This window comes from Erwinia sp. PsM31 (genome assembly GCF_030433775.1).
Lineage (GTDB): Bacteria > Pseudomonadota > Gammaproteobacteria > Enterobacterales > Enterobacteriaceae > Erwinia > Erwinia aeris.
This window is the reverse complement of record NZ_JARUWZ010000010.1, coordinates 124741-151145: the sequence shown is the minus strand read 5'-3', so window position 1 is coordinate 151145 and position 26405 is coordinate 124741. Positions and strand designations below refer to the sequence as shown.

Genomic DNA, 26405 nt, shown 5'->3' with positions numbered 1-26405 from the left:
CTCTTTCAGCCATCTTAAATGACTCTGAGGTGTCTGTTAAACCCGTGGCGATTCAATGGGAGTGTGAAATAAAAATGTCACAATTAATTTTCGGAAACCAATGGTCTTTTATACGATCAGCACTGAGTTCCTTATTTTCATTTAAATATTGCTTTATATCGCCTTCAAAAGATTTATCCAGTGTTTTAAATAGTTCTTCACCTTTTCGTCTGTAATAATCTGTCAGATCACCAGTTATATAACCTATATCGGATATGTCAACTTTAAATCTTTGAAACATATGGCCTCCTGCTGTTTAACTACAATAATTTATTGCATCGTTAGAATTGGGCGGTTTTGTTTTGTTTTAAATTTCTATACTTAACTCAAATTTCGTAAAAACACTGTATGCATCAACATATTTAATGTTTCAAAAGATTGCATATAATATCCAATAGTTAATAGGCTCAGTCAATAAAGATTTGTTTTTATTGCATCTGCATGATTTTGTTAGTAATTTTATGCTGACTTGTGAGAGTTGGTTCTCTTTCTGGAAAGAGTTAGGCATTATCTTTACCTTGTTAGAAGTAGTAGCTCTGCTAACTCTTTAGATTTGATTGGAATTGGTTAAAAGTCAGTTAGTTTTTGAATCTGTATCCTATGGGAAATTAATATAATGTTTATAAAAAAAGTATCAATCAGGAATTATAGAAACTTTTACCGTTCAGATTTTCATTTCTTAGCAAATTCAGTCAATACAATTATTGGCGAGAATGCCTCTGGCAAAACGAATTTATTTAATGCCATGAGGCTGATATTGGATGATTCACTTCCATTAAATTCCCGGATACTTTCCAGCGAAGATTTCAATCGATGTTTGAAAGAACCATTTGGGCACTGGATCATCATTACGTTATATTTTGATGGTTTGAGCGAGTCTGAAGAAGAACAAGTAATAGCAAATTATTCTTTAAATGATGGTAACGATGAGTTAGGCACTGAAGGTAATTATACTTTTGTATACCGACCTAAATTTAATGTTAGACAAGATCTTTATGATTTGTCTTCAGCTAATAATAGTTTTGAGACAAGAGAAGAGGCATTTTCAAAGTACACTTCCAATCATATTATCTCTAAAGAAACTTATGAGGCTGTAGCATTTGTCAGAACGAAAATAGATTTTACTAATGATGAAATCTATAAAGATATAGTTGGAGATTTCATAAATCTAAGCTTTTCAGATCCAAACGATGATTCTGAGAAGTTAGGTTGTAAAAAACCGCATTTCTTTTCTCTTGGAAGCGAGGTAGCTTGCACATATGTTAAGGCATTACGGAATGTAGTAGCTGATTTAAAGTATTATAAAACAAATCCTTTATATAAACTCCTCACATTAAAAAGTAAACAGATTAATAGCAGTCCTGATGTTGTTAATGATGTAAAGGGAGTGAATGAAAAAATATCTGCTATACCTGAAATAAAAATGCTCAGCGAAAGGATTTCAGCCTCTTTGACTAATACTGTTGGTTCAACATATTCTCCAAAAATAATGGTGTCATCTCAGCTTCCAGAGGATTTCGTTGAACTTATACAGTCGCTCGGATTAGTTGTTGAAGATTCTTTAGATTATAATGGTTCAGGAAGATTAGATGATTTAAGCTTAGGTGGGGCTAATCTTATTTATCTCGCATTAAAACTTTATGAATATGAAGAGATTAGAGATACAGAAGAGCATATTACTCATTTTTTGTTGATAGAAGAACCTGAAGCACATATACATACTCACATCCAGAAAACTCTCTTTGATAATTTTAATTTTAAAAATACACAGGTGTTCGTTTCTACCCATTCTACGCAGATAAGCTCAGTATCAAATATATCATCGATGAATGTTTTAGCACGACAGCAAGGTTTCACAGAAGTGTTTAGACCATCGAATGGCTTAAATCCAAAAGAGATCTATTCGATTGAAAGATATCTCGATGCAATTCGCAGTGATTTGTTATTTTCCAAAAGTGTAATTTTAGTAGAGGGTGATGCTGAACTTATTCTTATACCTCCAATGATAAAGAAGACTTTAGGTATAAGTTTAGATGAGTTAGGTATCAGCCTCATAAAAGTGGATGGAACTGTATTCAAGCATTTAGCAAATCTATTTCATAAAGATCGTTTAAGAAGACGGTGTGCAATCCTAACTGATCGTGATTCAGCTTATGTAACTGATGTCGATGATATCTTTGACCATAAATTTGTCGAATCTTTGAAAAATGCTGACATTGATGGTGCTCAACGAAAAGCTAAATTGGATGACAACATTAAACATAACGAGTATGTCTCAGCATTTTATGCTGAGAATACATTTGAGACTGAAGTAGTTAAATATGATGAAAATAGCGACCTTTTCATAAAAGTTATAAGTGACACCTACAGTAAAAAGGTTGAAATTAGTAAAAATATAGGTGATATAAACTCTAGTGATATGAGGGTAAGGTATAAAAGAGCTTTGAAATTTGCAAATAAAATTGGAAAGGGATGGTTGGCAACAAATATGGTTGAATATCTTGGAGTTGATAATCGTATTCCAGATTATATACTTGAGGCGGTTAAATATGTGCTAAGCGAGCGAGATTTGATTCCAATTTATGAAAAAATACTAACCTACAACCTTTCAGTAATACATGAAAGCAAAGAACATTTAAGAAAAAGCATTAGTTCTAAATCAGGTCTTGTAGATACAATGGAAGAATATGGTATGCATTTTCAAGACAGCTTTTTTAGATTATGGGAGCTATGATTATGCCTTATAAAAATTTAACAAAAGAACAGTGGGATGCTGTTAAGCACAATGGAAATTTATTGTTAACTGCATGTCCTGGTTCTGGGAAAACGAAAACTCTTGTATCAAAACTTTGTTACATGTTAGAAAATAAAGAACCATTAGGGGGATGTAAGAAGAGAATCATCGCCCTTACATATACAAATATAGCTTCCGATACTATTTATGAAAGGTTGATTTCATTCGGTGTAGACATCAAAAATTTATGGATTGGAACAATTCATGGTTTTTGCTTGAACTGGATTATCAAACCTAATTTGGATAGAATTCCAAGGCTTGCGAAAGGTTTTAGTGTTATTGATGAACACGAGAGGGAGTTCATAATTAATGAATTAAAAGAAAAATATGCAATAGGTCTCTATGATAGAATAGCCACTCAATTGACCAGTGATTTTAAATATCCATACTCTAAAGGTGATGTTAAGCTTAATTTAGTTAGAGATTATCACAGGTATTTAAGTGCTAATCGACTAATTGATTTTGACCTGATTCTTAATATATCCCTCAAGTTGCTTAATAAAAATAGGTCTCTTTGCAAACGATTGTCACTATTGTTTGAACACATTTTAATTGATGAATATCAAGATATTTCTTCTCTGCAATATGAGATTTTAAAAGCTATGTATTCGGAAAATAACAATGTATTAACCCTTATAGGTGATAAAGAACAAGCTATTTATACAGGGCTTGGGGCTATCGTTAAAAGTAAAGAGGAGTTATCAGAATACTTTGGTATTAATGATTTGGTAGATATGAATCTAACAGGATGCTTCCGTAGTAGTCAATCTATTATTAATTTTTATAGTAATTATAAAGATGGAAAATTTAACATTAACTCTTTATCCAATTTTAAAGACTTCCCTTCAGTCATTCTCAAAGAAAGTTCTATAGAAAAATCACAATTATCGCATTATGTTGCTGGAATCATTGAAACACACTTGCAACAAGGAATAACTCCTAACGAGATCGCTGTTCTTTGCCCAAGTTGGTTTGATGTTATTAAGCTCTCAGGGGACATTTCCAAATTAGGCAATGAATTTGAAATAGATGGGGTTACGATATCTCCAATTCCTAAAAACATCGAAAATTTTTGGTTGGGTTTTATTAAATTGTTCTTTGTAAAAAGAGTGCCTAAAAATTTCACCATTCGACAAAAAATCATTAATGAATTTCTCGCTGAGATAAACCTTCATTCACCTGATGCTTTCCCATATTCTTCAAAAACTATTTTGTCGCAGATAAACCGCATGGCTATGCTTGCCAATTACAATACAAGTATTGAATTGTGGATTGAAGCGGTTATAACTGAATTTTGTGGAATTTTTAAGCTAAATTTACATGAGGGTAGTTTTTATCATAATGAAATGCTTTCTCTTATTCATGCTACTACTAAAAGAATGAAAAAATATGATATGAATTATAGGGCAAGTGACTTATCTTCTTTTTATAATTTCAGAGGTGGAGTGAAAATAACCACATGTCACTCGACCAAGGGCGATGAGTATGAAGTTGTAATTTGCACTGGCTTGCTAAATGGGAAAATACCTCATTGGGATGACATAATTGACTGTAGTCGAAAACATAGTGATTACACCGCAAGACGACTTTTGTATGTGATATCTTCACGAGCAAAAAAACATCTGTATATGATTTCAGAAAGTGGTCATATGACAAGAAATGGCTTTCCTTATTCAATTACACCACAACTATAATTTTCATAACGGCTTTCAACTCCTTTGACTTGCTGATTAAATAATATTTCTGCGATATGTCAGGGTAGGGAGTATGTAAGTTGAATCAATTAATAATAATTTTTTAGAATAATATTTTTCTAAGGAGTTTATTAAAAAATATTTTCATAATTAATATTACGGTATCGATGTTGACAAGCTTATATATTTATATCATATAAATAATGTAAATATATGGGAGGTTAAAATGAAGTTTAAAATTGAAGTTATAGATTCTTGGCTGGTTGAAGCAATTGAGGAAGATGGGTTTAATCATGTGAATTATTATGATAGTTCTCTTACTCCACCTGAGAAAAAGGTATTCGTCATTGAAGATGGTGTTATCTATCAGCATACGATATTAGCACCAGTTCTTTCCGATATTCCTGATAATTCATTACTTAGAGTAAATGTGATTGATGAAAATAATTATGTAGTTGAGGTTTTGGATAGCTTTCCTGGAAATGTCGATTTGACGAAAGATTTCATTGCGAGAGAAAAGTTCAATAAAGTAGAATTTGGATATTTAGCTATGTTAGACGGTAACAATGTATTACCATCACACATAGAATTCAAAGCTCTAATTCCAAACTATAAAAACATTTAGAAAAAAATAATTCGTGGCCCTTGGTTAGGATTTCTAAGGTTTAGGATTTAATGCTGCACAAGCTTCTTCTGCTTGTTCTTTTGTGGCATATGCAATTTCGGGTTTTTTCTTTTCTGTGGTGTTTTTCAAGCAAATGTAATAAACAACGACTCCATTTTCCTTGAAAGCCACTACTTCATACTCAGGTTTAGAATTAAATCTGTCATCAGAACCATTTGAACGAGGGAAGCCCCCTTTACCAAACTTATTCATCATTCCTCCAGGTTTTGTTTATTGTTGATAATTTTTATTAATAACCAATGAAGCTATAGGTGAGTGATTGATTTGTCAAATGATATTCGCAGCTCACATTGAGTTATCGATTATAAAATATTAAATACGCATCGTTTGCTACTCATTGTTCTGAATGCTGAATAGAGAAGGAAAAAGGTGTCTGTGCTTCTTCTTTACAAGCTTCCAGATAGTCAGCCCACCATTGCAACATGAGTCGCCGTTCTTCCAAATGCTCCGCTTTATGTATGTAAGCAGCCCGGACACTGTTGCGTTCCTGGTGGCTCATTTGTCTTTCCACAGCATCTCTCGACCATAATCCCGATTCGATTAAGGCACTACATGCCATAGTCCTGAAACCATGCCCGCAGACTTCTACTTTCGTATCGTAGCCCATTGTCCTGAGCGCTTTGTTGACAGTGTTTTCACTGATAGGTTTGTCGTCCCCAGTAAAACTGATAAACATAAGTTCTTTGTCACCACTGATCGAGTGAAGCTCTTCCAAGAGTGCTTTAGCTTGTGTGCTTAGTGGAACCAGATGTGGGGTTTTCATCTTTGCCCCTCTTGCAGAATATTTTACCCCGTTCATAGGTTTTCGCTTTCCGGGAATAGTCCACAATGAGTTCTTGAGATCAACTTCTGACCAGCGGGCAAATCGCAATTCACTCGAACGGACAAAGGTCAGGAGTGTTAACTGCACTGCAATTTGAGTAATACCTTTTCCTTTATATGCTTCCAGTCTATTCATCAGTTCTGGCAAACGCTCCAAAGAAAGGGCAGGGCGATGAACACTTTTAGTGGAAACAACAGCACCAGCGAGGTCGTTTGCAGGATTCTGTTCAATCAACGCGTTGTGAACGGCATACCGCATTACCGCCGTAATGCGCTGTTGTAAGCGGGAAGCCAGTTCATGGTGTCCAGAAGCTTCTGCTTTTTTCAAAGGAACCAATAAATCACGAGTTTTTAGCTCCCTGATATTGCGTTTGCCGATGACTGGGAACACATGGGAAACAAGGCTGTTCAAAACAGTTGTTCTATGACTGTCTGACCAGGTTCTGTTACTGGTATGCCATTCTCTGGCAACTTGCTCAAATGTTAGCAAGCCTTTGCTCTCAATCTTTTCTGCTTTGCGCTTTTCACTTGGGTCTACATGGTTTGCAATGAGCTGACGGGCTTCATCTCTTCTTCGTCTGGCTTCTGACAATGAAACCTCTGGATAAACACCCAGTGCGAGAATTTTCTGTTTACCAGCGAAGCGATACTGAAAACGCCAATACTTGGAACCACTCGTGGTGATTAACAGGTGCATACCATTACCGTCTGTCAATTTGACAGGTTTATCAGAAGGCTTTGTATTTCTTACTGTTAACTCAGTTAGCGCCATACTAAAAACCCTCTTCTGATGGTATCTGCATTATCGAACTTAAAATACCAACATATGTACCAACAAAACAGCGTGGATTTTGAAATATGACGGTGTACGTTAACGGGCTACAAAGGGAAGGTAAGTGTTTGAAGTTGAAGAGTTGACTAGACTTTAAAATACTTAGGTGGGCTAACATATGGTGTCCCCTGCAGGAATCGAACCTGCAACTAGCCCTTAGGAGGGGCTCGTTATATCCATTTAACTAAGGAGACAGCGACAGCATAAACGGGGGCGTTCATCCAGTTGCATATGTTACCGTAAGTGTGGCTGCGCCTCAAGGCCTTCATTTCTCAACACGTTTTCCCCTGTACCGGTCTTTGCATCATATGGTGGCAAATTGAACGCATTGGCGTTTAAACAGGCGAATGGCAAATAATGCACCGGAAATACGTTCCATTTCGCCTGGGTTTTAAGCAAAAGTCACGAGTCCGCCACGGTGGCAGGCTCAAGCGGTTCAGATGAACAGTTACCAGAGCCAGCAGGATCAACAGCGAGACGATCGGCGGCGGCCAGCGTAGCTAAAGACGTCTGGAGAACTTTATCCGTATCGAAAGGAAGAGTGGTTCTGTTAACGATTATTTTCCGTACGTTTTCTCCAATGGGCTTGAAGATAGTATTGCTCTGTAACGCATCGTTATAATTTATATTGGTAGAATAAAAGATACTGACGAGTTTTTTATTTAGCGCGCAGGCGACATGGACAATAGCTGTTTCCACCGAGATAACGAGATCGGCCTTATTGACCAACGAGATGGTATGCCACAAGGAATCGAAGGCGCAGATAAAAACATTGGCTGAGGCATGATCAAGCGTCGCCAGCTGGTGCTTCTCACCCGTAATAAAAATGTTGCAATCCACACTATGCTGCAGCTTTGCAATAAGATCGAAGATTTGCTGTCGCGTCATGGTTCTTTCGCTCACGCTGGCGAAAGGGCTCAGCACAATCAGGGTTTTTTTAGCATATTTCTGCAGGCAGTCTTTGATAAACGCATCGCTAAAAGACGAGGGGTTTAGCCAATAGCGCAGTGTATTACACGGATGTCCCAGCGCTGCCAGTAGCTGTTTTTGCGGATCGGTAATATGAAAGTTATCGGGTAAATCCAGCGTGATATGATAAGGACGCTTCAACCAGCCACCGATGCTGATGGCATAGCTATAATTAATCCGCGACAGCAGTTTTATCTCCAGAAGCTCCTTGCGCTGCATCCAGGAGTACATGCTGATAACGATATCGCTATCGATTTTCTCCAGCCGGTCAATATGATTGATATCGACAATAAACACGTCATCGACACAGTCCAGCCCTTTAAAAAATACCTCACTTCTGGTCTCGGCAATGATTTGTACTCTGTAGCCCAAATCCTTTAATTTTCGCCATAATCCGGTATGGCATACCGCATCGCCAATCCCAAGGTTAACAAAAGGAAAAACCACGCGCTGCGGCGCCTGAGGGATTTTTTCATGCTTGTTGGCACTACGCAGAAGCATGGCTGACAGCACCAGCCGAATTCTCCTTTTTTGCTCGTGAAGGTAACGATTCCTTTGCCGATTAAGTCTTTTTAACGCGCCAGGCAGTTCTGACAGAGACAGGCTCATTCGTAGGGGCACTCCTTATACGCCTCGGGTTTTTCATCCGTGAGAAAATAATGCGATAAAATAAAACCAACCATTAACCATGAAGAAATAAAACAAATTAAAAACATGTATTTTACTTTATTGTGATGATGGCTTTGCGGAAGGTTATAGTAACAGATAATAGCAGTGCCGCAAGGAAGAGGAAATTCTGCTGCCGGTATTTGCAATGCTTTTTATTAATTATTAAGGTGGTTTATTTTTATTTTTATTTTTGATTTATTTTAAATGTGAATTTTGGCTTTATTATTTATAATAAAATATATAAAAGTTTCAGTTTTGATAATATTTTTGTAGCTGAGTAGCTGAGTAGCTGAGTAGCTGAGTAGCTGAGTGATTAACGTTGATCTGCACAAGGTTGAGCAAAGAAGCCGTTAGCCGATTAGTGGAAGATAGTTGCGCTGGATCAAGAACTGCGATCTGACAGAGGACTAATGTAAAGCGAATTCAAGCAAGGTTACTCGTTTGTTTAGCTCATAAAAGAGGTCGCTATGTCCCTGAAACTGTCGCTCGGTCTTATCATGCTGGTCTGGCTGGCCTATGTCGCTTTCGCCAGCAATTTCTATATGCACACTTTTGCGCTGTTCAGCTAAAGCCGCCCCATAGCTGGATGCTTTTTCTGAACTGCCCGCCGATAACGGCAGCGCCCCCTATGAGACGACTGCCGCTTAGCGATAACTTTAGCGGCTTGCCGCCAGCCGGTTAACCCTCTTCAGCCTTCTCTTTCTTATCACGCTTTTTCTTCGCTTCGGCTTTCGCTTTCGCCTCCGCTTTAGCGCGGGTGCTCATATCGTTGCGGATCTGCGCGTGGCTAATCAGTGCAAAAATAAAGGTGCCGCCGATAATATTGCCGACCAGCGTAGGAAGAGCAAAAGGCCATAAAAATTCCTGCCAGCTGATAAGACCGTTAAAGACCAGATAAAGGACTTCTACCGAACCCACCACGATATGCGCCAGGTCGCCCAGCGCCACCAGCCAGGTCATCAGCACAATTACCCAAATTTTCGCGTTGCCGGCGGAAGGAAACATCCAGACCATCGTAGCGATAATCCAGCCGGAGATCACCGCATTGGCGAACATCTCGCCCGGCGTGTTTTCCATCACTTTCTGGCTGATAGCCACAAAAGCCTGCCGCGTGGCATCGTCAAAGATCGGCATATGGGTAAAGGCCAGCGAAGCCAGCGCCGTTCCGATCAAATTGCCGAACAGCACTACGGCCCACAGCCTCAGCAGCAGGACCAGATTGCCACCGGTTGGTTTGTGCATAACCGGCAGTACGGCGGTCACGGTGTTCTCTGTAAACAGCTGCTGGCGCGCCATAATGACAATGATAAAACCAAAGGTGTAGCCAAGATTTTCCAACAGAAAAGCGCCGGGCACGCCGTCAAGATGCGCCTGAAAAATCCCTTTCGCCATCAGCGAGGCGCCCATAGAAAGCCCCGCAGCGATAGCCGAAAACAGCAGCGCCAGGCCGTCGCGCTCCAGCTCTTTCTCGCCGTCCTGGCGTATCTCCTCATGGATAGCCGCCGCACGCGAGGGCAGCGCTTCCTCATCCACCTCTATCTCTTCTCCTTCACGTTCTTCACTCTCGACTTCCACATTATCTTCTTTCATTCTTCCTGCTCCCGTAATCGACACTCCGCCTAAGCGTAGCGGGTTTTAGCGTTGCTGAAATGTAACTGCGTTTCAGAATAAACGTAACAAGGATTTAACAAAGCGGCATTTTTCGCCATTAAGCGGCCTGCACAGGGCATAATAGCGGCAACTTAAGCATCCAGTGATACCGCGCAGGCTGCGATACCATTATCAGCTGTGGTACTATTTCACGCACTATTAACAAGCGCGATGCCACCTGATGCTCCAGGCCCACAATCTGACCTGCGTTCGTGATGAACGTACGCTGTTCAGCGAACTCAGTTTTACCGTTTCCGCAGGCGATATCGTTCAAATAGAAGGCGCCAACGGCGCGGGAAAAACCTCGCTGCTGCGCATTCTGGCGGGCTTAAGCCGGGCTGAGCAGGGCGAGGTGCTTTGGCAGCAGCAGCCTGTGCGCAAACAGCGAGAGGTCTGGCACCGCGCGTTACTCTATCTGGGGCATCATCCCGGCGTGAAAGCGGTGCTGACCGCACGGGAAAATCTGCAATTTTTTCATGCGCTGGAGCCGGAAGAAAAACTGTGGCAGGCGCTGGAAGAGGTCGACCTGGCGGGATATGAAGAGGTGCCTGTCGCGCAGCTTTCCGCGGGACAGCAGCGTCGCGTTGCGCTGGCCAGGCTCTGGCTGAGCCGTTCCCCGCTGTGGATCCTTGATGAGCCGCTGACCGCTATAGATAAATCAGGCGTGACAAAGCTGATGGCGCTGTTTGCCCGTCATGCCGATAATGGCGGTTCAGTGATCCTGACCACCCATCAGGAGCTGCCGGGATCGGCGCAGCGCGTGCGCAAAATTCGGCTTTCCGTCACGGAGGCGGGATGATGATCGGACGCATTATTATGCGGGAGCTGCGCGTGGCTTTTCGTAGCGGCGCGGAAGTGGTTAATCCGCTGTGGTTTTTCCTGATCGTTATTACGCTGTTTCCGCTGGGGATTGGTCCCGAACCGCAGCTATTAGCGCGTATCGCGCCGGGCATTGTCTGGGTCGCGGCGCTGCTCTCTTCGCTGCTGGCGCTGGAAAGGCTGTTTCGCGATGATTTTATCGATGGTTCGCTGGAACAGCTGCTGCTGTTGCCGACGCCGCTGCCGATAACGGTATTGGGGAAAGTGATCGCGCACTGGCTGGTGACCGGCCTGCCGCTGCTGCTGCTTTCGCCGCTGGTGGCGCTGCTGCTGTCGCTGGATTTCGCCACCTGGCGTGCGATGGCGCTTTCTCTGCTGTTGGGCACCCCGACGTTAAGTTTCCTGGGCGCGATAGGCGTAGGATTAACGGTCGGGCTGCGACGCGGCGGCGTTTTACTGAGCCTGCTGGTGCTGCCGCTGGCGGTGCCGGTACTGATTTTCGCCTCGGCGGCCATTGACGCTGCGGGAATGGGCCTGGCGATAAACGGCCAGCTGGCCATCCTCGGCGCGATGCTGGTCGCCAGCGCAACACTGGCGCCTTTCGCTACGGCTGCGGCACTGCGGGTTAGCGTACACTAACAATAACAGACAGAAACGCGTTTCTTTTTAGATGAGCAATTAACAATGTGGAAATGGTTACATCAGTCAGGGAAGCCCGACAGGCTTTACCAGTTATGTGGTCGCCTGCTGCCCTGGTTTGCAGTTGCCGCGACGGTTACGTTAGCTACCGGCTGGATATGGGGATTTGGTTTTGCGCCGTCCGACTATCAGCAGGGCGACAGCTATCGCATCATTTATATTCATGTTCCCGCCGCGATGTGGTCAATGGGTATCTACGCCGCCATGGCGATCGCCGCGTTCACCGGCCAGGTCTGGCAGTGGAAAACGGCCGATCTTGCCGCTGCGGCGATGGCGCCCGTCGGCGCGGTGTTCACCTTTATCGCGCTGGTCACCGGCTCCGCCTGGGGGAAGCCGATGTGGGGAACCTGGTGGATCTGGGATGCGCGCCTGACCTCGGAACTGGTGCTGCTGTTCCTCTATATGGGCGTAATCGCGCTTTATAACGCCTTTGACGATCGCCGTATGGCGGGCCGGGCGGCCGGCATCCTTGTCCTGGTGGGCGTGGTAAACCTGCCGATAATCCACTATTCGGTGCAGTGGTGGAATACGCTGCATCAGGGCTCTTCCGGCGTCTTCCAGCAGGCGATAGCGCCTTCCATGCGCACGCCTTTACGTTGGGCTATTGCGGGCTTCTGGCTGCTGTTTATCTCGCTGACGCTGATGCGTCTGCGTAATTTGCTGCTGTTGAGCGAGCGCCATCGTCCCTGGGTAAGGGAAGTGGCGGAAAAAGGAGCGCGCCAATGACGGCTTTCTCATCCTGGCAGGCCTTCTGGGCGATGGGCGGCTACGCCTTTTACGTCTGGCTTGCCGTCGCCTGCACGCTGATGGCGCTGGGCGCGCTGGTGCTGCACACCATCATTAGCCGTCGGCGGCTGTTGGCCGACATTCGCCAGCGCGAGTCGCGGGAACGCCGCATCAAAGCGGCAAAAATGAAAAAGCAGGGAGCATCATCGTGAATACCCGTCGTAAAAATCGCCTGCTCGTAGCGATTGCCATCCTGGCCGGACTCGGGCTGGCAACCGCACTGGTTATGTATGCGTTACGTTCGAATATCGATCTGTTCTACACCCCCAGCGAAATCCTGAACGGCAAAGGCGAAAGCCAGCAAAAACCGACGCCGGGCCAGCGTCTGCGCGTCGGCGGCATGGTGATGCCCGGCAGCGTCAAGCGCGATCCCAACACGTTACAGGTTTCCTTTAAACTCTACGACGCTAACGGTGTGGTCAGCGTAAGCTATCTTGGCATCCTGCCGGATCTGTTCCGGGAAGGGCAGGGCGTGGTCGCGCAGGGCGTGCTGGAGCAGGGCAACCTGATCGAAGCGAAAGAAGTGCTGGCGAAGCATGATGAAAAATACACGCCGCCGGAAATTGAGGATGCAATGAAAAAGAACCATAAGATTGCGGTGAACCAGCCATGATACCGGAAATCGGCAGTTTTCTGCTTGCACTGGGCGTGGCGCTGGCGCTGCTGCTGAGCGTCTATCCCCTGTGGGGCGCTTCCCGTCAGGACAGACGGCTGATGGGCCTGGCCAGGCCGCTGAGCTACGCGCTGTTCGCCTGCGTGCTCGCCGCTTTTATCGTGCTGGTGCACGCCTTTGTGGTGAATGATTTCAGCGTCGCTTACGTCGCCACCAACTCCAACACGCTGCTGCCGGTCTACTACCGTATTGCGGCGACCTGGGGCGCGCACGAAGGTTCGCTGCTGCTGTGGCTGCTGCTGCTCAGCACCTGGACGCTGGCGGTCGCGTTGTTCAGCCGCGCGATGCCGCTGGATTCCGTGGCCCGCGTGCTGGCCGTCATGGGCATGATCAATCTTGGCTTTTTGCTGTTTATCACGCTGACCTCAAACCCGTTTACCCGCACGCTGCCTGACTTCCCGATCGACGGCAGCGATCTTAACCCGATGCTGCAGGATATCGGCCTGATCTTCCATCCGCCGCTGCTTTATATGGGCTACGTCGGGTTCTCCGTGGCTTTCGCTTTTGCCATCGCCTCGCTGATGACGGGCAGGCTGGATACCGCCTGGGCGCGCTGGTCGCGTCCCTGGACCACGGCGGCCTGGGTTTTTCTGACCGTCGGTATCGTGCTCGGCTCGGCATGGGCCTATTACGAGCTTGGCTGGGGCGGCTGGTGGTTCTGGGATCCGGTAGAAAATGCCTCCTTTATGCCGTGGCTGGCGGGTACGGCGCTGATCCACTCGCTGGCGGTAACGGAAAAGCGCGGCACCTTTAAGGCCTGGACGGTGCTGCTGGCTATCACCGCGTTTTCGCTCAGCCTGCTGGGGACGTTCCTGGTGCGTTCGGGCGTGCTGATTTCGGTGCACTCTTTCGCCTCCGATCCGGCGCGCGGCATGTTTATCCTGGCTTTTCTGGTGATCGTTATCGGCAGTTCGCTGCTGCTGTACGCCATCAAAGGCAGCAAGGTGCGCGGCCGCGTACAGAACGAGCTTTGGTCGCGCGAATCCTTCCTGCTGGGCAACAATATTCTGCTGATTGCCGCCATGCTGGTGGTGCTGCTTGGCACGCTGCTGCCTTTGGTGCACAAGCAGCTGGGCCTGGGCAGCATCTCTATCGGCGAACCTTTCTTTAATACGCTGTTCACCTGGCTGATGGCGCCGCTGGCGCTGCTGTTGGGCATCGGGCCGCTGGTGCGCTGGCGTCGCGACGAGCCGCAAAAGCTGTGGAAGCGGCTGGCGCTGGCGCTGGTTGCCACGCTGGCGTTGTCCATTTTGCTGCCGTGGCTGATGCAGGACAGCATTGAAGCGATGACGGTAGTGGGACTGCTGATGTCGCTGTGGGTTATCTTCCTGACGCTGATGGAGCTGCACGAGCGCGCTACCCATCGCCATCGCTTTTTCACCGGGCTGCGTCACCTTTCACGCAGCCACTGGGGCATGGTGCTGGGGCATCTTGGCGTCGCCGTGACCGTTATCGGCATCGCTTTCAGCCAGAACTACAGCGTGGAGCGCGATGTCCGTATGCGTGCGGGCGATACGGTTGATATCCATAACTATCACTTTATCTTTCGCGATGTGCGTAACCTACAGGGCGCAAACTACACCGGCGGCGTGGGCATCATCGACGTAACGCGCAACGGCAAGCATGAGGCAACGCTGCATGCCGAAAAGCGCTACTACAGCGTGGCGCACACTATGATGACCGAAGCGGCAATCGACGGCGGCTTTACGCGCGATCTCTACGCGGCGCTGGGCGAAGAGCTGGAGGATAATTCCTGGGCGGTGCGTATCTATTACAAACCATTCGTGCGCTGGATCTGGTTCGGTGGCCTGTTTATGGCGGCCGGCGGCATATTATGCCTGCTCGATCCGCGCTATCGCTCGCGTAAAAAGGTGCCGGCATGAAAAAGACCCTTTATATTCCGCTGGCGCTGTTTCTGCTGCTGGCCGCCGCGCTGATGTGGCAACTCACCCGCAACGCCAACGGCGACGATCCGACAAAGCTGGAATCGGCGCTGGTAGGCAAGCCCGTACCGGTTTTCCGGCTGGAATCGCTGGACAGGCCCGGCAAAATCTACGACCAGTCGGTACTGCATGACGGTAAACCGATCCTGCTCAACGTCTGGGCGACCTGGTGTCCTACCTGTCGCGCCGAACACCAGTATCTCAATACGCTGGCGGTACAGGGCATCCGCGTCGTGGGGCTGAACTACAAGGACGATCGCAGCAAGGCCGTTAACTGGCTCAACTCGCTGGGTAATCCTTATGCGTTGAGTCTCTACGATGGCGACGGTATGCTGGGGCTTGATTTGGGCGTCTACGGCGCGCCTGAAACCTTTTTAATCGATGGCAAAGGGATTATTCGCTATCGCCACGCCGGGGATATGAACGACCGGGTATGGAACAGCGAAGTAAAGCCATTGTGGGATAAATACAGCAAGGAAGCAGGCCAATGAAACGCGTTTTACTTCTCGCCGCACTGATCTTCTCTTTCGGCGTACTGGCGGACAACATAGACACCTACCGATTCTCATCGGTAACCCAGGAGCAGCAGTACCGGCATCTGACGGAATCGCTGCGCTGCCCCAAATGCCAGAACAACAGCATTGCGGATTCAAACGCGATGATTGCCGCCGATATGCGGCTGAAGGTTTATCAGCTGCTGCAAAGCGGCCAGACGCCGGAGCAGGTCAAAGCCTGGATGGTGGCGCGCTACGGTAATTTCGTCACTTACGAGCCGCCGGTGATGGCCTCCACGCTGATCCTGTGGGCTGGCCCCGTGCTGTTTGTAGTCGCGGGCGCGGTGGTGATGGTACTACGCAGCAGAAAACGCACCGGTTCCGGGCTGGATGCGGAGCAGCAGGCGCGGCTTGACGCGCTGTTAAATAACAGGAAGCAACCATGAGTGAATTCTGGCTCACCGTTCTGGCTTTACTGGTGGCCGCCAGTACGCTGCTGCTGATCGCCGGAGGCCGCAAGCGCGCGGCGCTGGCGACAGACCGTGACACGCTGAACAAAACTTTTTACCATCAGCGCCTTCAGGAGCTGGAGCAGGACGAAGCGCAGGGCGTCGTGGCAGAGCGCGCGGAGATGATCCGCGAGCTACAGCAGACGCTGCTGCTGGACATTCCTCAGGAAGCGCCAACCCACGAGCGCGCGCTCAGCCGCTGGGTCTTGTTGCCCGGCGTGGTGATTCTGGTGGTCGTCAGCCTGGGCGTCTATTTCAAAACCGGCGGCTTTGCGCAGGTGCTTGCCTGGCAGCAGGTCAATAACGACCTGCCCACGCTGCGGGCGCAGCTGATGGATCCGCAGGCAAAGCCGCTGACAATGGAACAGCTGGCCCGGCTTGGGCTGGGGATCCGCACCTCGCTGCAACAGGATCCGCGCAACGTAAGCGACTGGCTGATGCTGGGCCGTATCGGCATGGTGCTGAACAACGCCGCTACGGCAACCCAGGCTTTTCGCCGCGCCATGCAGCTTGCTCCCACGGATCCGGAAGTAAAGCTAAGCTACGCCGATGCCCTGACGCGCTCGCAGGATCCGCAGGATAATCGCCAGGCAACGGCTATGCTCAACGAGATGGTGAAAAGCGACGGCGACAATATTCGCCTGCTCAGCCTGTTGGCATTTAATGCTTTTAGCCAGCAGCGTTACGCGCAGGCCACAGCGGTCTGGCAAAAGATGTTACAATTGTTACCGGCCGACGATAAGCGGGTGGCGGCGATCCGCCGCAGCATCGAGCAGGCTAAAACCGAGTCCGGCGGACAAACCAGCCGCCTGGCGCTGACCGTGACGCTGGCCGCCGGCGCGGAAAAGCAGCTGCCCGAAGGCGGCGTGCTCTATATTTCTGTTTCCGACGGCGTGGCGAAAGTGCCGGTGGCGGTGAAAAGAGTGCCGTTGAGCCATTTCCCGCTCTCGCTGACGCTGGATGACAGCAACGCCATGATGCCGGAGCGTCTGCTCTCGGCGCAGCATCAGGTTCAGGTGCGCGTGCGCATCTCGCGAGACGGCAGCGCCAATCCGCAGGCCGGCGACTGGTTCGGTGCCAGCGCGGTCACGCCTTTCGATGGTCATCAACAGCTGGCCGTTGAGATTAACCAACAGCAGCCGTAGTCGGCTTGATTTAACAGGGAGAGAGAGATGAACTACCGCGTGATGGGCGTGGCGTTGGCCAGCGTACTGCTGATTGGCTGCGCCAGTTCGCAGACGGCGGATGAACCCCAGGGGCGCTCCGATCCCCTGGAAGGGTTCAACCGCACGATGTTCGACTTTAATTACAACGTGCTGGATCCCTATGTTGTTCGTCCCGTCGCCGTCGCCTGGCGCGATTACGTGCCGGTGCCCGCGCGCAGCGGCCTGAGCAACTTTCTCGGCAACCTGAGCGAGCCGTCTACCATGGTGAACTACTTTATTGAGGGCAAGCCCTATAAAGCGATGATCCACTTTAACCGCTTCTTCCTGAATACCATTCTGGGTCTGGGCGGCTTTATCGACGTGGCCGGCATGGCCAACCCGACGCTGGCGAAGGAAGAGCCGCGCCGTTTCGGCAGCACGCTGGGCAACTATGGCGTGGGTTATGGCACCTATGTTGAATTGCCGGGCTACGGCAGCTTTACGCCGCGTGAAGACGTGGGCGGCATGGTCGACGATCTTTATGCACCGCTGAGCTGGCTGACCTGGTGGATGACCGCCGGTAAGTGGGCGCTGGAAGGCGTGGAAACCCGCGCGCAGCTGCTGGATTCCGACGCTATTCTGCACAACAGCAAAGATCCCTATGCCTTTGTCCGCGCGGCCTATTTCCAGCGCCACGATTTCCTTGCCAGCGACGGCAAGCTGATCCCGCAGGAAAACCCGAACGCCGCCGCCATTCAGGGCGATTTGGACGATATCGACGCCAACTGATTTGCCGCATGCTGTTTGCAAAAAAGGCCCGAATCGGGCCTTTTTTATTGGCTTAAGCCTCAGAACTTGTAGTTAAAGTTAGCGCCGTAAAGCCAGGCTTTGCCGGTGGAACGGAAAGTATAGGGGCCTTCCTCTACCGTGACGTGCTGGCCGTGCATATAAGAAAGCCCCACGTCCACGGACGCATCCTGATTAAAGGCGTAGGACGCGCCGGTGCTTAGCCACAGGCGATCCTGATCGGGGATAGAGATGGAGCGCTGATCGGCAGGTACCGGGCTGTCATCAAACGCGATACCGGCGCGAAACGTCCAGTTATCATCGTAGAAGTAGGACGTGCCCAGCGCGAGGCGGTAAGCATCCTTATAGCTCTCTTCCTTATAGAACAGCGTCTGACCGCCGCTGCCGGTGGCCTTCAACTCCTGGAACTGGCTCCAGCTGGTATAGGTCAGGCTGTAGTGTACGGCCCACTGCGGGGCAACTTTATGGTAGCCCGAGACTTCCCACATTTCCGGCAGGTTTAGCGTCAGCGCGCCGGGAATGGTCGATCCGCTGGTGCCATAGGGCAGGCCCAGGTTAAGCGCCTGATTAAGCGGGTTGATAGCGCCCGGAATGCTGCTTTTATAGTCGCCGTCGAAATCGACTTTAACCTCGGAACGGTAAGTAAAGCCGAAGCGGTTATCCTCATCCACTTCGTACAGGATGCCCGCGTTCCAGCCGTAGCCCCACTCATCGCCCTTCAGGTGCGCAATTTGCGTATCGGTTGGAAAGCCCAGCGCGCGGCCCGCTTCGCCTGCGTAACGTTCAATCTTCGCGCGCGCATAGACGGCATCAAAGCCGACGCCAAAGCTGAAATGCTGGTTCAGTCTATAAGCGGTGCTTAAGTTAAAGTTAACGGTTTGCAGATCCGTTTTACCGGCATACGGCCCGGCGGCGTAATCATTATTAAATTCCGTCGCCAGTCCATAATTAGCGGTCGCGGACGCGCCCAGCCACCACTGGTCGTTTAGCGGCTGCACGTAATGGAGATTGGGCACCCACTGCGTGGGCGCGATATTGTCCGCGTTCAGACTCTGGCCGGACAGGCTGCTGGTGCCGTCAATACTGACGCCCGGATCGATAAAAACCGCGCCTGCCGAAAACATTGGACGATCCATCAACGCCATGGTCGCCGGGTTACGGCTGGCGGAAGCGGCGGTATCGCCCATTGCGCCTTCGCCAGAATAGGCACGACCTAATCCGGCAGAGGAAAATTCATGAAGTTGAAAGCCGGCTGCAAAAGCATGGGAAGAAACAATGGCCACTGCGGCTGCAAGAGCAGACTTCGCAAACAGGTTTTTATGGTTCATGACCACAACCTCTTTATCTGATTTTATTAATACCGTTACGCAGGCAACGGCAGGACGCTACAGAGGGGCTGAAAGACGGCTAACTAATCAGACCAGTGGCCCCAGTATAGGTCTGGCCCCTGTAGTTGTTGCAATATTGTTTTATAAATATTTCTAAATTGATCAATAAAAAGCGATCTGCTTAACAAAAACCTGCGAGTCACAACAGGCGGCGTTGAGTCTAGCCTGTTTCAGATCAAATTTATCTTTGATTTTCATTACCGGATGACGCTTATTCACTGAATCACCGGACAGAAAAAAAGGGCAGGCGTAGAATAAAAGCATTATGACCTTAAGTCCGCCCCGAGCGGCCGCTAACCGGAGGATCTTATGACCCACGCCATCAATAAATGTAGCGCCAACGAAACCGCCGCCTGTTGCTGTGTGGATGTCGGTACTATCATGGATAACACCGACTGCACAGCCAGCTGGCGTCACCTGTACGAAAATCGCCAGCAGGCTGAAGCCGCCCTGCAGGAGCTTATCGGCAAGGCGCGCCAGGTGGAATCCGAACCTTGCGATATCGTCGGCCGTTTCGAAGAGAAGCCGGACGGCGTGCAGCTGGATGCGGATTTTACTTTTAGTTGCCAGGCAGAAACGATGATCTTTCAGCTGGCGCTACGGTAATTGTTCAACGCGGAACCGCCGGGCCTGGCCCGGCATTCTTAAAAAAATGAGTGGGCTACGCCCGCTCATGGTTCCCAAAACCGTGGTTTCCCTCGCACTTTTCTTTTCCACATTATGCAAAATGTAAAAATCTGGTTAACAATAAACAGGTCTGACCTCTTTTGGCAGTGATGCCGCTGATTTTTACAGGTGAATAATGAAAGCGCTCCCCTTGCTGACGCGTCAGGGTCAACGCATAGCGATAACGCACGGTTTACGCACCCCTTTTGCTCGCCAGGCCACGGCGCTTCAGGCTATCCCGGCTATTGAGCTGGGGCGAATGGTGGTCAGCGAACTGCTGGTACGCAGCGATATCCCGCCCGACGTTATTGAACAGCTGGTGTTTGGCCAGGTGATCCAGATGCCCGAAGCGCCGAATATCGCGCGCGAAATCGTCCTCGGCACTTCCTTAGGTGTACATACCGACGCCTATAGCGTAAGCCGCGCCTGCGCCACCAGTTTCCAGGCCGTCGCTAACGTGGCCGAAAGCCTGCTGGCCGGCACCATTCAGGCCGGTATTGCAGGCGGCGCGGACTCCGCTTCCGTCTTGCCCATCGGCGTCAGCAAACAGCTGGGCCGCGTGCTGGTGGACCTCAGTAAAACCCGCTCTCTGGTACAAAAATTACGGCTGCTCAGCCAGCTTCGCCCGCGCGATTTGCTGCCCGTGCCGCCTGCCGTAGCGGAATATTCCACCGGCCTGCGCATGGGCGATACCGCAGAACAGATGGCGAAAAGCTACGGCATCACGCGCGAGCAGCAGGACGCGCTGGCGCATCGTTCGCACCTGCGTGCGGCAAAGGCCTGGGAAGAGAACAGGCTGGCGCAGGAGGTAATGACGGCCTGGGTGCCGCCGTGGCGCAGCCCTTTACAGCAGGATAACAACGTGCGTCTGCATTCCAGCCTGAAAGATTATGCCCGGCTACGTCCCGCTTTCGACCGTAAACACGGTACGGTAACGGCGGCTAACAGCACGCCGCTGACCGACGGCGCGGCAGCGGTAGTACTGATGACGGAAGCGCGCGCCAGAGAGCTGGGCATTACGCCGCTGGGCTATCTGCGCAGCTACGCCTTCACCGCCATCGGCGTGCAGGAGGATATGCTGCTTGGCCCGGCCTGGGCATCGCCGCTGGCGCTCGACAGAGCAGGCATTACCCTGAAGGATTTAACGCTTATTGATATGCACGAGGCATTTGCGGCCCAGACGCTGGCCAACCTCAACATGTTCGCCGATGAGCGGTTCGCTCGTGAAGTCCTGAACCGGCCTCATGCGCTGGGCGAGGTGGACGAAGAAAAATTTAACGTGCTGGGCGGCTCTATCGCCTATGGACATCCTTTTGCCGCGACCGGCGCACGCATGATCACCCAGACGCTGCACGAGCTACGGCGTCGCGGCGGCGGCCTGGGGCTGGTCACGGCCTGCGCCGCTGGCGGTCTTGGTGCGGCTATGGTTCTGGAGGCGGAATAATGACGGCATCCGCATTTACATTCAGCCTGCGTGCCGACAACGTGGGCGTCATTACTTTCGATGTGCCGGGTGAAAAGCTCAATACGCTAAAGGCAGAATTCGTCGGGCAGATCCGGGAAGTGATTGCGCAGGCGCGTCGTCAGCCGGAGCTGGCTGGCCTGGTTTTTATCTCCGGCAAGCCGGACAGTTTTATCGCGGGCGCGGATATCACCATGATTGCTGCCTGCCGCTCGGCAGAAGAGGCGGCTGCGCTGGCGCGACAGGGGCAAAAGGTCATGGCAGAGATCGCCGCCTTGCCTTTTCCGGCGGTGGCCGCCATTCAAGGCGCCTGTCTGGGCGGCGGGCTGGAGCTGGCACTGGCCTGCCACCAGCGCGTCTGCACGCTGGACGAGAAAACGCGGCTGGGCCTGCCGGAAGTGCAACTGGGCCTTTTGCCCGGCTCCGGCGGCACGCAGCGGCTGCCCAGGCTGATTGGCGCCTCTCACGCGCTGGATCTGATGCTGACCGGCAAAACGCTGCGTGCAAAGCAGGCATTAAAGCTGGGCCTGGTGGAAGAGGCCGTGCCGCAGACAATTCTGCTGGAAACGGCGGTGGACATGGTGCTCAGAGGCCGACAGCCGCGCCGCGTGCTGCCATTGAGCGAGCGGATGCTTAACGCGCCCATGGGACGCGCGTTGCTCTTTAAGATGGCGACCAGACGGGCGGAAGCGAAAACGCGCGGTAACTATCCGGCCACGCGCAAAATTCTTTCGGTGGTGCGTACCGGCCTGCAGCAGGGCCGTAGCGCCGGTTACGCCGCCGAGGCTAAAGCGTTCGGCGAGCTGGCGATGTCGCCGGAATCCATCGCGCTGCGCGGCCTGTTCTTTGCGACCACGGAAATAAAGAAAGAGAGCGGGGCACAGGCGGCGCCGCAAGAGGTGAAATCCGTTGCGGTGCTGGGCGGTGGACTGATGGGCGGCGGCATTGCTTACGTCACCGCCTGTCGGGGAAATCTGCCGGTGCGCATCAAAGATGTGCGGCCGGAAGGGATTACGCATGCGCTGAAATATAGCTGGGATCTGCTGGAGAAAAAGATCGCGCGCCGCCAGCTGACGCCGGGTCAGCGCCAGCGGCAAATGGCCCTGATTAGCGGCGGCCTGGACTATCAGGGATTTCGGCGTCGCGACCTGGTGATCGAAGCGGTATTTGAAGACCTTTTTTTGAAGCAGAAAATGGTGGCGGAAGTGGAGGCCAACGCGTCGCCCGACACGATTTTCGCCTCCAATACTTCCTCGCTGCCGATTAGCGATATCGCCGCGCACGCCCGCCGCCCGGAGAATGTTATCGGGCTGCACTATTTCAGCCCGGTCGACAAAATGCCGCTGGTGGAGGTTATCCCCCACGCGCAGACCAGCGAGCAAACCCTCGCTACCACGGTAAAGCTGGCGAAATTGCAGGGCAAAACGCCGATAGTGGTGGCGGACAGCGCCGGGTTTTACGTTAACCGTATTCTGACGCCGTGCATCAACGAGGCGCTGCGCTGCCTGCTGGAAGGCGAGCCGATAGAAAACATTGATGAGGCGCTGGCGGACTTCGGCTTTCCCGTCGGGCCGATCCAGCTATTGGATGAGGTCGGCATCGATACGGGCGCCCATATCCTGCCGGTGCTGGCCGCAGCCTGGGGCGAACGCTTTCAGGCGCCGCCCGCGCTGGACGCCGTCCTGAACGATAACCGCAAAGGACGCAAAAACGGGCGGGGATTTTATCGCTACGGCAAGAAAGGGGGCGGCAAAAAACGGCCCGATGCGACAATTTATAAATTACTGAACGTTCATCCAAAAGCGCACCTGAGCAAAGAGCTTATCGCGCGACGCTGCGTAATGATGTTGCTGAATGAAGCGGCGAGAGCCTTTGATGAAAACGTGATTCGCTGCGCGCGCGACGGCGATATTGGCGCGGTGTTCGGGATAGGTTTTCCGCCGTTTACCGGCGGCCCGTTCCGCTATATGGACGCGCTGGGCGCGGGGCAGATAGTGGCGCAGCTGGAACAGCTTTCCCGCACCTGCGGCGCGCGTTTTACCCCCTGCGAACGCCTGCAAAAAATGGCGCAAACGGGAGAAACCTTTTACAAAACTACAGGTAAGGCGAATACCCAGCCTGTTTCAACGGGTTAGATCGGACGCTTCTGAAAGGTGCTGATAACCGTTTGTCAACAGGCGGTTATTTAGTAAACAATCGGTTGACTTGCCTTCTGGCATTAGGGTACAACACAGCGTTCATTCACAGAGTGAAGAGTCGGAAAACCTGATTTTCCGGCGTTTATGTTTAATAACAGCGGTGCAATATGCAAGTTTTCATTATGCGTCACGGCGATGCGGCACTGGATGCAGCCAGTGATGCGGTAAGGCCTTTGACCCACTGCGGCTGCGACGAGTCGCGGCAGATGGCAGGCTGGCTCAACGGTCAGAAAGTGGATATCGATCGGGTGTTGGTCAGTCCCTATTTGCGAGCTGAGCAGACGCTCTCTACGGTACGTGAAGCGCTGATCCTGCCCGTGGAGCAGGAAGTGCTGCCGGAGCTGACGCCGGGCGGCGATCCGGCGCTGGTGGCCTGCTATCTTCAGGCGTTGGCGAAGGAAGGCGTCAAAGCGGTGCTGGTGATTTCCCATCTGCCTCTGGTGGGCTATCTGGTGTCCGAGCTTTGCCCGCAGGAAACGCCGCCGATGTTCGCCACTTCCGCCATCGCCAGCGTCACGCTGAACGACGAAAGCGGCTGCGGCAAGCTGGAATGGCAGGTCAGCCCTGGACGGCTGGCAAAAGCGATGTGATCGTGCCGGGCCGGTTGATCCGGCCTGAGGTTGTTGACAAACTCATTCTCCGCCATCAAGTGGCTTTCAGGCTGGTGAAAAGCAGCAGAGGCAGATCGGAACACGGACACGCCGTGAATCCGTCCATGGAGGCTCGTTTCGCGCGTCCATGCGCGACCGCCTATCCGCTCAGCCTCTGCCGCCGAGAAACAGCTGAGTTGCTGTAAAAAACGCCAGGATGCCTCGGCTATTTAGGTTTGTCAGCAGTCTGGGGCCGGTTGAACCGGCCTGCTTCGTGGCTGGCGTCGCGTCGTAAGATAAAGCGGCCAGCCCCAACGCTGTTCGCCGGGAGGCGGCCTGACTAAGGCAGCTCCGGCGGCTGCCACTCTTCTACTTCAATCAGCACCAGCAAAGCGGCATCGCCGCCAAACATTTTCGGCGCCTGATGAAAGGCCATCACCATAGGATGCTGCGCCAGCCACAGCGGCGTCTGCTGCTTGAGCACGTGCTTGCCGTGACCGTGCATCACGCTGGCGCAAAAGATATGCTCGCGGCGGCAGGCGGCTATCAGCGCGCCCAACTCCTCTTTTGCCTGTTTCTGCGTCAGCCCGTGCAAATCCAGAAAAATCTCCGGCGTATAGTCGCCTCGCCTGAGCTTCTTCAGCTCGTAATGGCTGACGTCGCTTCTGACGTAGCGCACTGGCCCTTCAGCGGACAGCAGAGGCTGAAACTCATCGGAAAAATAGTGGCTGTTGTCTATCTGCTCGGACAGCAGGCGCTTTTGCGGCACCTGCGAGAATGTTTTCCGCAATGGCTTATGCACTATCGTGTCCTGAGCCAGCTTACGCGTGCCGGTCATTAATCCACGGAACAGCGCTTCATCTTCGGCGCTCAGGGGCTGTTTTTTACTCATCTGATCCTCAGGCGGCACGCGGCGGCGGGATTTTTAACAATAATCCCATCAGTTTACCCTGTCTAATCCCTGCAAATAAACAAATGTCAGTTTTTTCACGCCTGCGCGCTGGATTCTCGTCAGCTTCATGGCAAACTAGCTGCCGAGTTGAGTTTGGCCTGTGGAGGGCACTTTGGACAAAATTTTCGTTGATGAGGCAGTCAGTGAGCTGCATACCATCCAGGATATGCTGCGCTGGACGGTGAGTCGGTTTGCCGCCGCGGAGATCTGGTACGGCCACGGCACCGATAACCCCTGGGACGAAGCCGTTCAGCTGGTGCTGCCCACGCTGTATCTGCCGCTGGATATCCCGGAAGATATGCGTACCGCGCGCCTGACTTCCAGCGAGCGTCACCGCATTGTCGAGCGCGTTATTCGCCGCATCAACGAGCGTCTTCCCGTCGCCTATCTGACCAACAAAGCCTGGTTCTGCGGCCACGAGTTTTACGTGGATGAACGCGTGCTGGTGCCGCGCTCGCCGGTCGGCGAACTGATCAATGACCGCTTCGCCGGCATTATCGCGCATGAACCCAGCCATATTCTGGATATGTGCACCGGCAGCGGCTGCATTGCCATCGCCTGCGCCTATGCCTTCCCGGAAGCGGAAGTGGACGCCGTAGATATTTCTGCGGACGCGCTGGCCGTGGCCGAGCAGAATATCACCGCGCACGGTATGGATCATAACGTGACGCCGATCCGCTCCGATCTGTTCCGCGATCTGCCAAAGACCCCTTACGATCTGATCGTCACCAATCCGCCCTACGTGGATGAAGAGGATATGGGCGATCTGCCGGAAGAATATCAGCACGAGCCGGAGCTGGGGCTGGCCGCCGGGCGCGACGGCCTGAAGCTGGCGCGCCGCATTCTGGCCTGTGCGCCGGACTACCTGAGCGAAGAAGGCGTGCTGGTCTGCGAAGTGGGCAACAGCATGGTGCATATGATCGAACAGTATCCCGACGTGCCGTTCACCTGGCTGGAATTTGCCAACGGCGGCGACGGCGTATTTATGCTGACCCGCGAGCAAATTGTTGCTGCGCAACATCATTTCGGCATTTATAAAGACTAAAAAACATCACAGGCATCCCCGGCGCAGGCGGTTTTGCTCCGATCAGCGCGGAAACCGTAGCCTGTGCACGGATTT

At 51.2% G+C, this 26405-nt stretch carries 25 protein-coding genes and 1 tRNA gene; 18 read left to right on the top strand and 8 right to left on the bottom strand.

The annotated features are described in order from the left end of the window. Window positions 1-52: 52 nt before the first annotated feature. The gene (locus tag QCD69_RS10645) at window positions 53-280 is read right to left on the bottom strand and encodes a hypothetical protein (RefSeq protein WP_301251975.1); all 228 of its coding nucleotides are present in this window, start codon (window positions 278-280) and stop codon (window positions 53-55) included. A gap of 375 nt (window positions 281-655) precedes the next feature. Between QCD69_RS10645 and QCD69_RS10640 the strand changes: the two genes are divergently transcribed. The 3 genes from QCD69_RS10640 to QCD69_RS10630 all read left to right on the top strand — a co-directional run bounded on the left by QCD69_RS10640 (window position 656) and on the right by QCD69_RS10630 (window position 5152). Beyond that, a complete protein-coding gene (locus tag QCD69_RS10640) occupies window positions 656-2773 on the top strand; it encodes an ATP-dependent nuclease (RefSeq protein WP_301251974.1) in 2118 nt (705 codons plus the stop codon). Window positions 2774-2775: 2 nt separating this feature from the next. Then, window positions 2776-4527 carry a UvrD-helicase domain-containing protein gene (locus tag QCD69_RS10635; RefSeq protein ID WP_301251973.1) on the top strand — a complete coding sequence of 584 codons (1752 nt, stop codon included), beginning with the start codon at window positions 2776-2778 and terminating at the stop codon, window positions 4525-4527. Window positions 4528-4753: 226 nt separating this feature from the next. Further along, on the top strand, window positions 4754-5152 hold the full coding sequence (locus tag QCD69_RS10630; RefSeq protein ID WP_301251972.1) for a hypothetical protein: 399 nt from the start codon (window positions 4754-4756) through the stop codon (window positions 5150-5152). A gap of 33 nt (window positions 5153-5185) precedes the next feature. On the opposite strand, the gene QCD69_RS10625 is transcribed toward QCD69_RS10630, so the two are convergent. The 5 genes from QCD69_RS10625 to QCD69_RS10605 all read right to left on the bottom strand — a co-directional run bounded on the left by QCD69_RS10625 (window position 5186) and on the right by QCD69_RS10605 (window position 10094). Continuing rightward, window positions 5186-5404: a hypothetical protein gene (locus QCD69_RS10625; RefSeq protein ID WP_301251971.1), complete on the bottom strand. Its 219-nt coding sequence runs from the start codon at window positions 5402-5404 to the stop codon at window positions 5186-5188. Window positions 5405-5546: 142 nt separating this feature from the next. After that, window positions 5547-6806: a tyrosine-type recombinase/integrase gene (locus QCD69_RS10620; protein ID WP_301251969.1), complete on the bottom strand. Its 1260-nt coding sequence runs from the start codon at window positions 6804-6806 to the stop codon at window positions 5547-5549. A 179-nt stretch (window positions 6807-6985) separates the two neighbouring features. Beyond that, window positions 6986-7060 (bottom strand) — tRNA-Arg (locus QCD69_RS10615). Between the two features lie 208 nt (window positions 7061-7268). Then, window positions 7269-8444 carry a glycosyltransferase family 9 protein gene (locus QCD69_RS10610; RefSeq protein ID WP_301251967.1) on the bottom strand — a complete coding sequence of 392 codons (1176 nt, stop codon included), beginning with the start codon at window positions 8442-8444 and terminating at the stop codon, window positions 7269-7271. 738 nt (window positions 8445-9182) lie between these two features. Further along, the gene (locus tag QCD69_RS10605; RefSeq protein ID WP_301251966.1) at window positions 9183-10094 is read right to left on the bottom strand and encodes a formate/nitrite transporter family protein; all 912 of its coding nucleotides are present in this window, start codon (window positions 10092-10094) and stop codon (window positions 9183-9185) included. A gap of 241 nt (window positions 10095-10335) precedes the next feature. Here QCD69_RS10605 and ccmA point away from each other — a divergent pair, with 241 nt between their 5' ends. The 10 genes from ccmA to mlaA are packed head-to-tail and all read left to right on the top strand — an operon-like array spanning window position 10336 to window position 18011. Beyond that, a complete protein-coding gene (ccmA, locus tag QCD69_RS10600) occupies window positions 10336-10953 on the top strand; it encodes a cytochrome c biogenesis heme-transporting ATPase CcmA (protein ID WP_301251965.1) in 618 nt (205 codons plus the stop codon). Beyond that, window positions 10953-11612, top strand: a complete 660-nt coding sequence (gene ccmB / locus QCD69_RS10595) for a heme exporter protein CcmB (RefSeq protein WP_253461261.1) — start codon at window positions 10953-10955, stop codon at window positions 11610-11612. Before ccmA ends, ccmB begins: the two co-directional genes overlap by 1 nt. 45 nt (window positions 11613-11657) lie before the next feature. After that, window positions 11658-12398, top strand: a complete 741-nt coding sequence (locus QCD69_RS10590; protein ID WP_301251964.1) for a heme ABC transporter permease — start codon at window positions 11658-11660, stop codon at window positions 12396-12398. Further along, window positions 12395-12610, top strand: coding sequence for a heme exporter protein CcmD (gene ccmD / locus QCD69_RS10585; RefSeq protein ID WP_301251963.1), 216 nt, complete (start codon window positions 12395-12397; stop codon window positions 12608-12610). The genes QCD69_RS10590 and ccmD overlap by 4 nt, the downstream gene beginning before the upstream one ends. Then, window positions 12607-13071, top strand: coding sequence for a cytochrome c maturation protein CcmE (gene ccmE, locus QCD69_RS10580; RefSeq protein ID WP_253459666.1), 465 nt, complete (start codon window positions 12607-12609; stop codon window positions 13069-13071). The genes ccmD and ccmE overlap by 4 nt, the downstream gene beginning before the upstream one ends. Continuing rightward, window positions 13068-15014: a heme lyase CcmF/NrfE family subunit gene (locus QCD69_RS10575; RefSeq protein ID WP_301251961.1), complete on the top strand. Its 1947-nt coding sequence runs from the start codon at window positions 13068-13070 to the stop codon at window positions 15012-15014. Before ccmE ends, QCD69_RS10575 begins: the two co-directional genes overlap by 4 nt. Then, the gene (locus tag QCD69_RS10570; protein ID WP_253459670.1) at window positions 15011-15565 is read left to right on the top strand and encodes a DsbE family thiol:disulfide interchange protein; all 555 of its coding nucleotides are present in this window, start codon (window positions 15011-15013) and stop codon (window positions 15563-15565) included. Before QCD69_RS10575 ends, QCD69_RS10570 begins: the two co-directional genes overlap by 4 nt. Continuing rightward, the gene (locus tag QCD69_RS10565) at window positions 15562-16014 is read left to right on the top strand and encodes a cytochrome c-type biogenesis protein (RefSeq protein ID WP_301251960.1); all 453 of its coding nucleotides are present in this window, start codon (window positions 15562-15564) and stop codon (window positions 16012-16014) included. The genes QCD69_RS10570 and QCD69_RS10565 overlap by 4 nt, the downstream gene beginning before the upstream one ends. Next, window positions 16011-17222 carry a c-type cytochrome biogenesis protein CcmI gene (gene ccmI, locus QCD69_RS10560; protein WP_301251959.1) on the top strand — a complete coding sequence of 404 codons (1212 nt, stop codon included), beginning with the start codon at window positions 16011-16013 and terminating at the stop codon, window positions 17220-17222. The genes QCD69_RS10565 and ccmI overlap by 4 nt, the downstream gene beginning before the upstream one ends. Before the next feature lie 27 nt (window positions 17223-17249). Next, window positions 17250-18011 (top strand): phospholipid-binding lipoprotein MlaA, encoded by a 762-nt coding sequence (gene mlaA / locus QCD69_RS10555; RefSeq protein WP_253459676.1) that lies wholly within the window; start codon window positions 17250-17252, stop codon window positions 18009-18011. Window positions 18012-18070: 59 nt separating this feature from the next. On the opposite strand, the gene fadL is transcribed toward mlaA, so the two are convergent. Further along, the gene (fadL, locus tag QCD69_RS10550; protein WP_253459678.1) at window positions 18071-19357 is read right to left on the bottom strand and encodes a long-chain fatty acid transporter FadL; all 1287 of its coding nucleotides are present in this window, start codon (window positions 19355-19357) and stop codon (window positions 18071-18073) included. A gap of 369 nt (window positions 19358-19726) precedes the next feature. Here fadL and QCD69_RS10545 point away from each other — a divergent pair, with 369 nt between their 5' ends. The 4 genes from QCD69_RS10545 to sixA all read left to right on the top strand — a co-directional run bounded on the left by QCD69_RS10545 (window position 19727) and on the right by sixA (window position 24333). Beyond that, window positions 19727-20023, top strand: a complete 297-nt coding sequence (locus QCD69_RS10545) for a YfcZ/YiiS family protein (protein ID WP_253459680.1) — start codon at window positions 19727-19729, stop codon at window positions 20021-20023. Between the two features lie 193 nt (window positions 20024-20216). Continuing rightward, window positions 20217-21527: an acetyl-CoA C-acyltransferase FadI gene (gene fadI, locus QCD69_RS10540; protein ID WP_301251981.1), complete on the top strand. Its 1311-nt coding sequence runs from the start codon at window positions 20217-20219 to the stop codon at window positions 21525-21527. Further along, entirely contained in the window at window positions 21527-23680 is a 2154-nt protein-coding gene (gene fadJ / locus QCD69_RS10535; RefSeq protein ID WP_301251957.1) for a fatty acid oxidation complex subunit alpha FadJ, read from the top strand. The genes fadI and fadJ overlap by 1 nt, the downstream gene beginning before the upstream one ends. A 170-nt stretch (window positions 23681-23850) precedes the next feature. After that, window positions 23851-24333 carry a phosphohistidine phosphatase SixA gene (gene sixA / locus QCD69_RS10530; protein WP_125288302.1) on the top strand — a complete coding sequence of 161 codons (483 nt, stop codon included), beginning with the start codon at window positions 23851-23853 and terminating at the stop codon, window positions 24331-24333. A 340-nt stretch (window positions 24334-24673) separates the two neighbouring features. Here sixA and smrB read toward each other — a convergent pair whose 3' ends face one another. Then, the gene (smrB, locus tag QCD69_RS10525) at window positions 24674-25225 is read right to left on the bottom strand and encodes an endonuclease SmrB (RefSeq protein ID WP_125288301.1); all 552 of its coding nucleotides are present in this window, start codon (window positions 25223-25225) and stop codon (window positions 24674-24676) included. 172 nt (window positions 25226-25397) lie between these two features. Here smrB and prmB point away from each other — a divergent pair, with 172 nt between their 5' ends. Then, on the top strand, window positions 25398-26330 hold the full coding sequence (gene prmB / locus QCD69_RS10520; protein ID WP_253459685.1) for a 50S ribosomal protein L3 N(5)-glutamine methyltransferase: 933 nt from the start codon (window positions 25398-25400) through the stop codon (window positions 26328-26330). Window positions 26331-26405 lie beyond the last annotated feature (75 nt).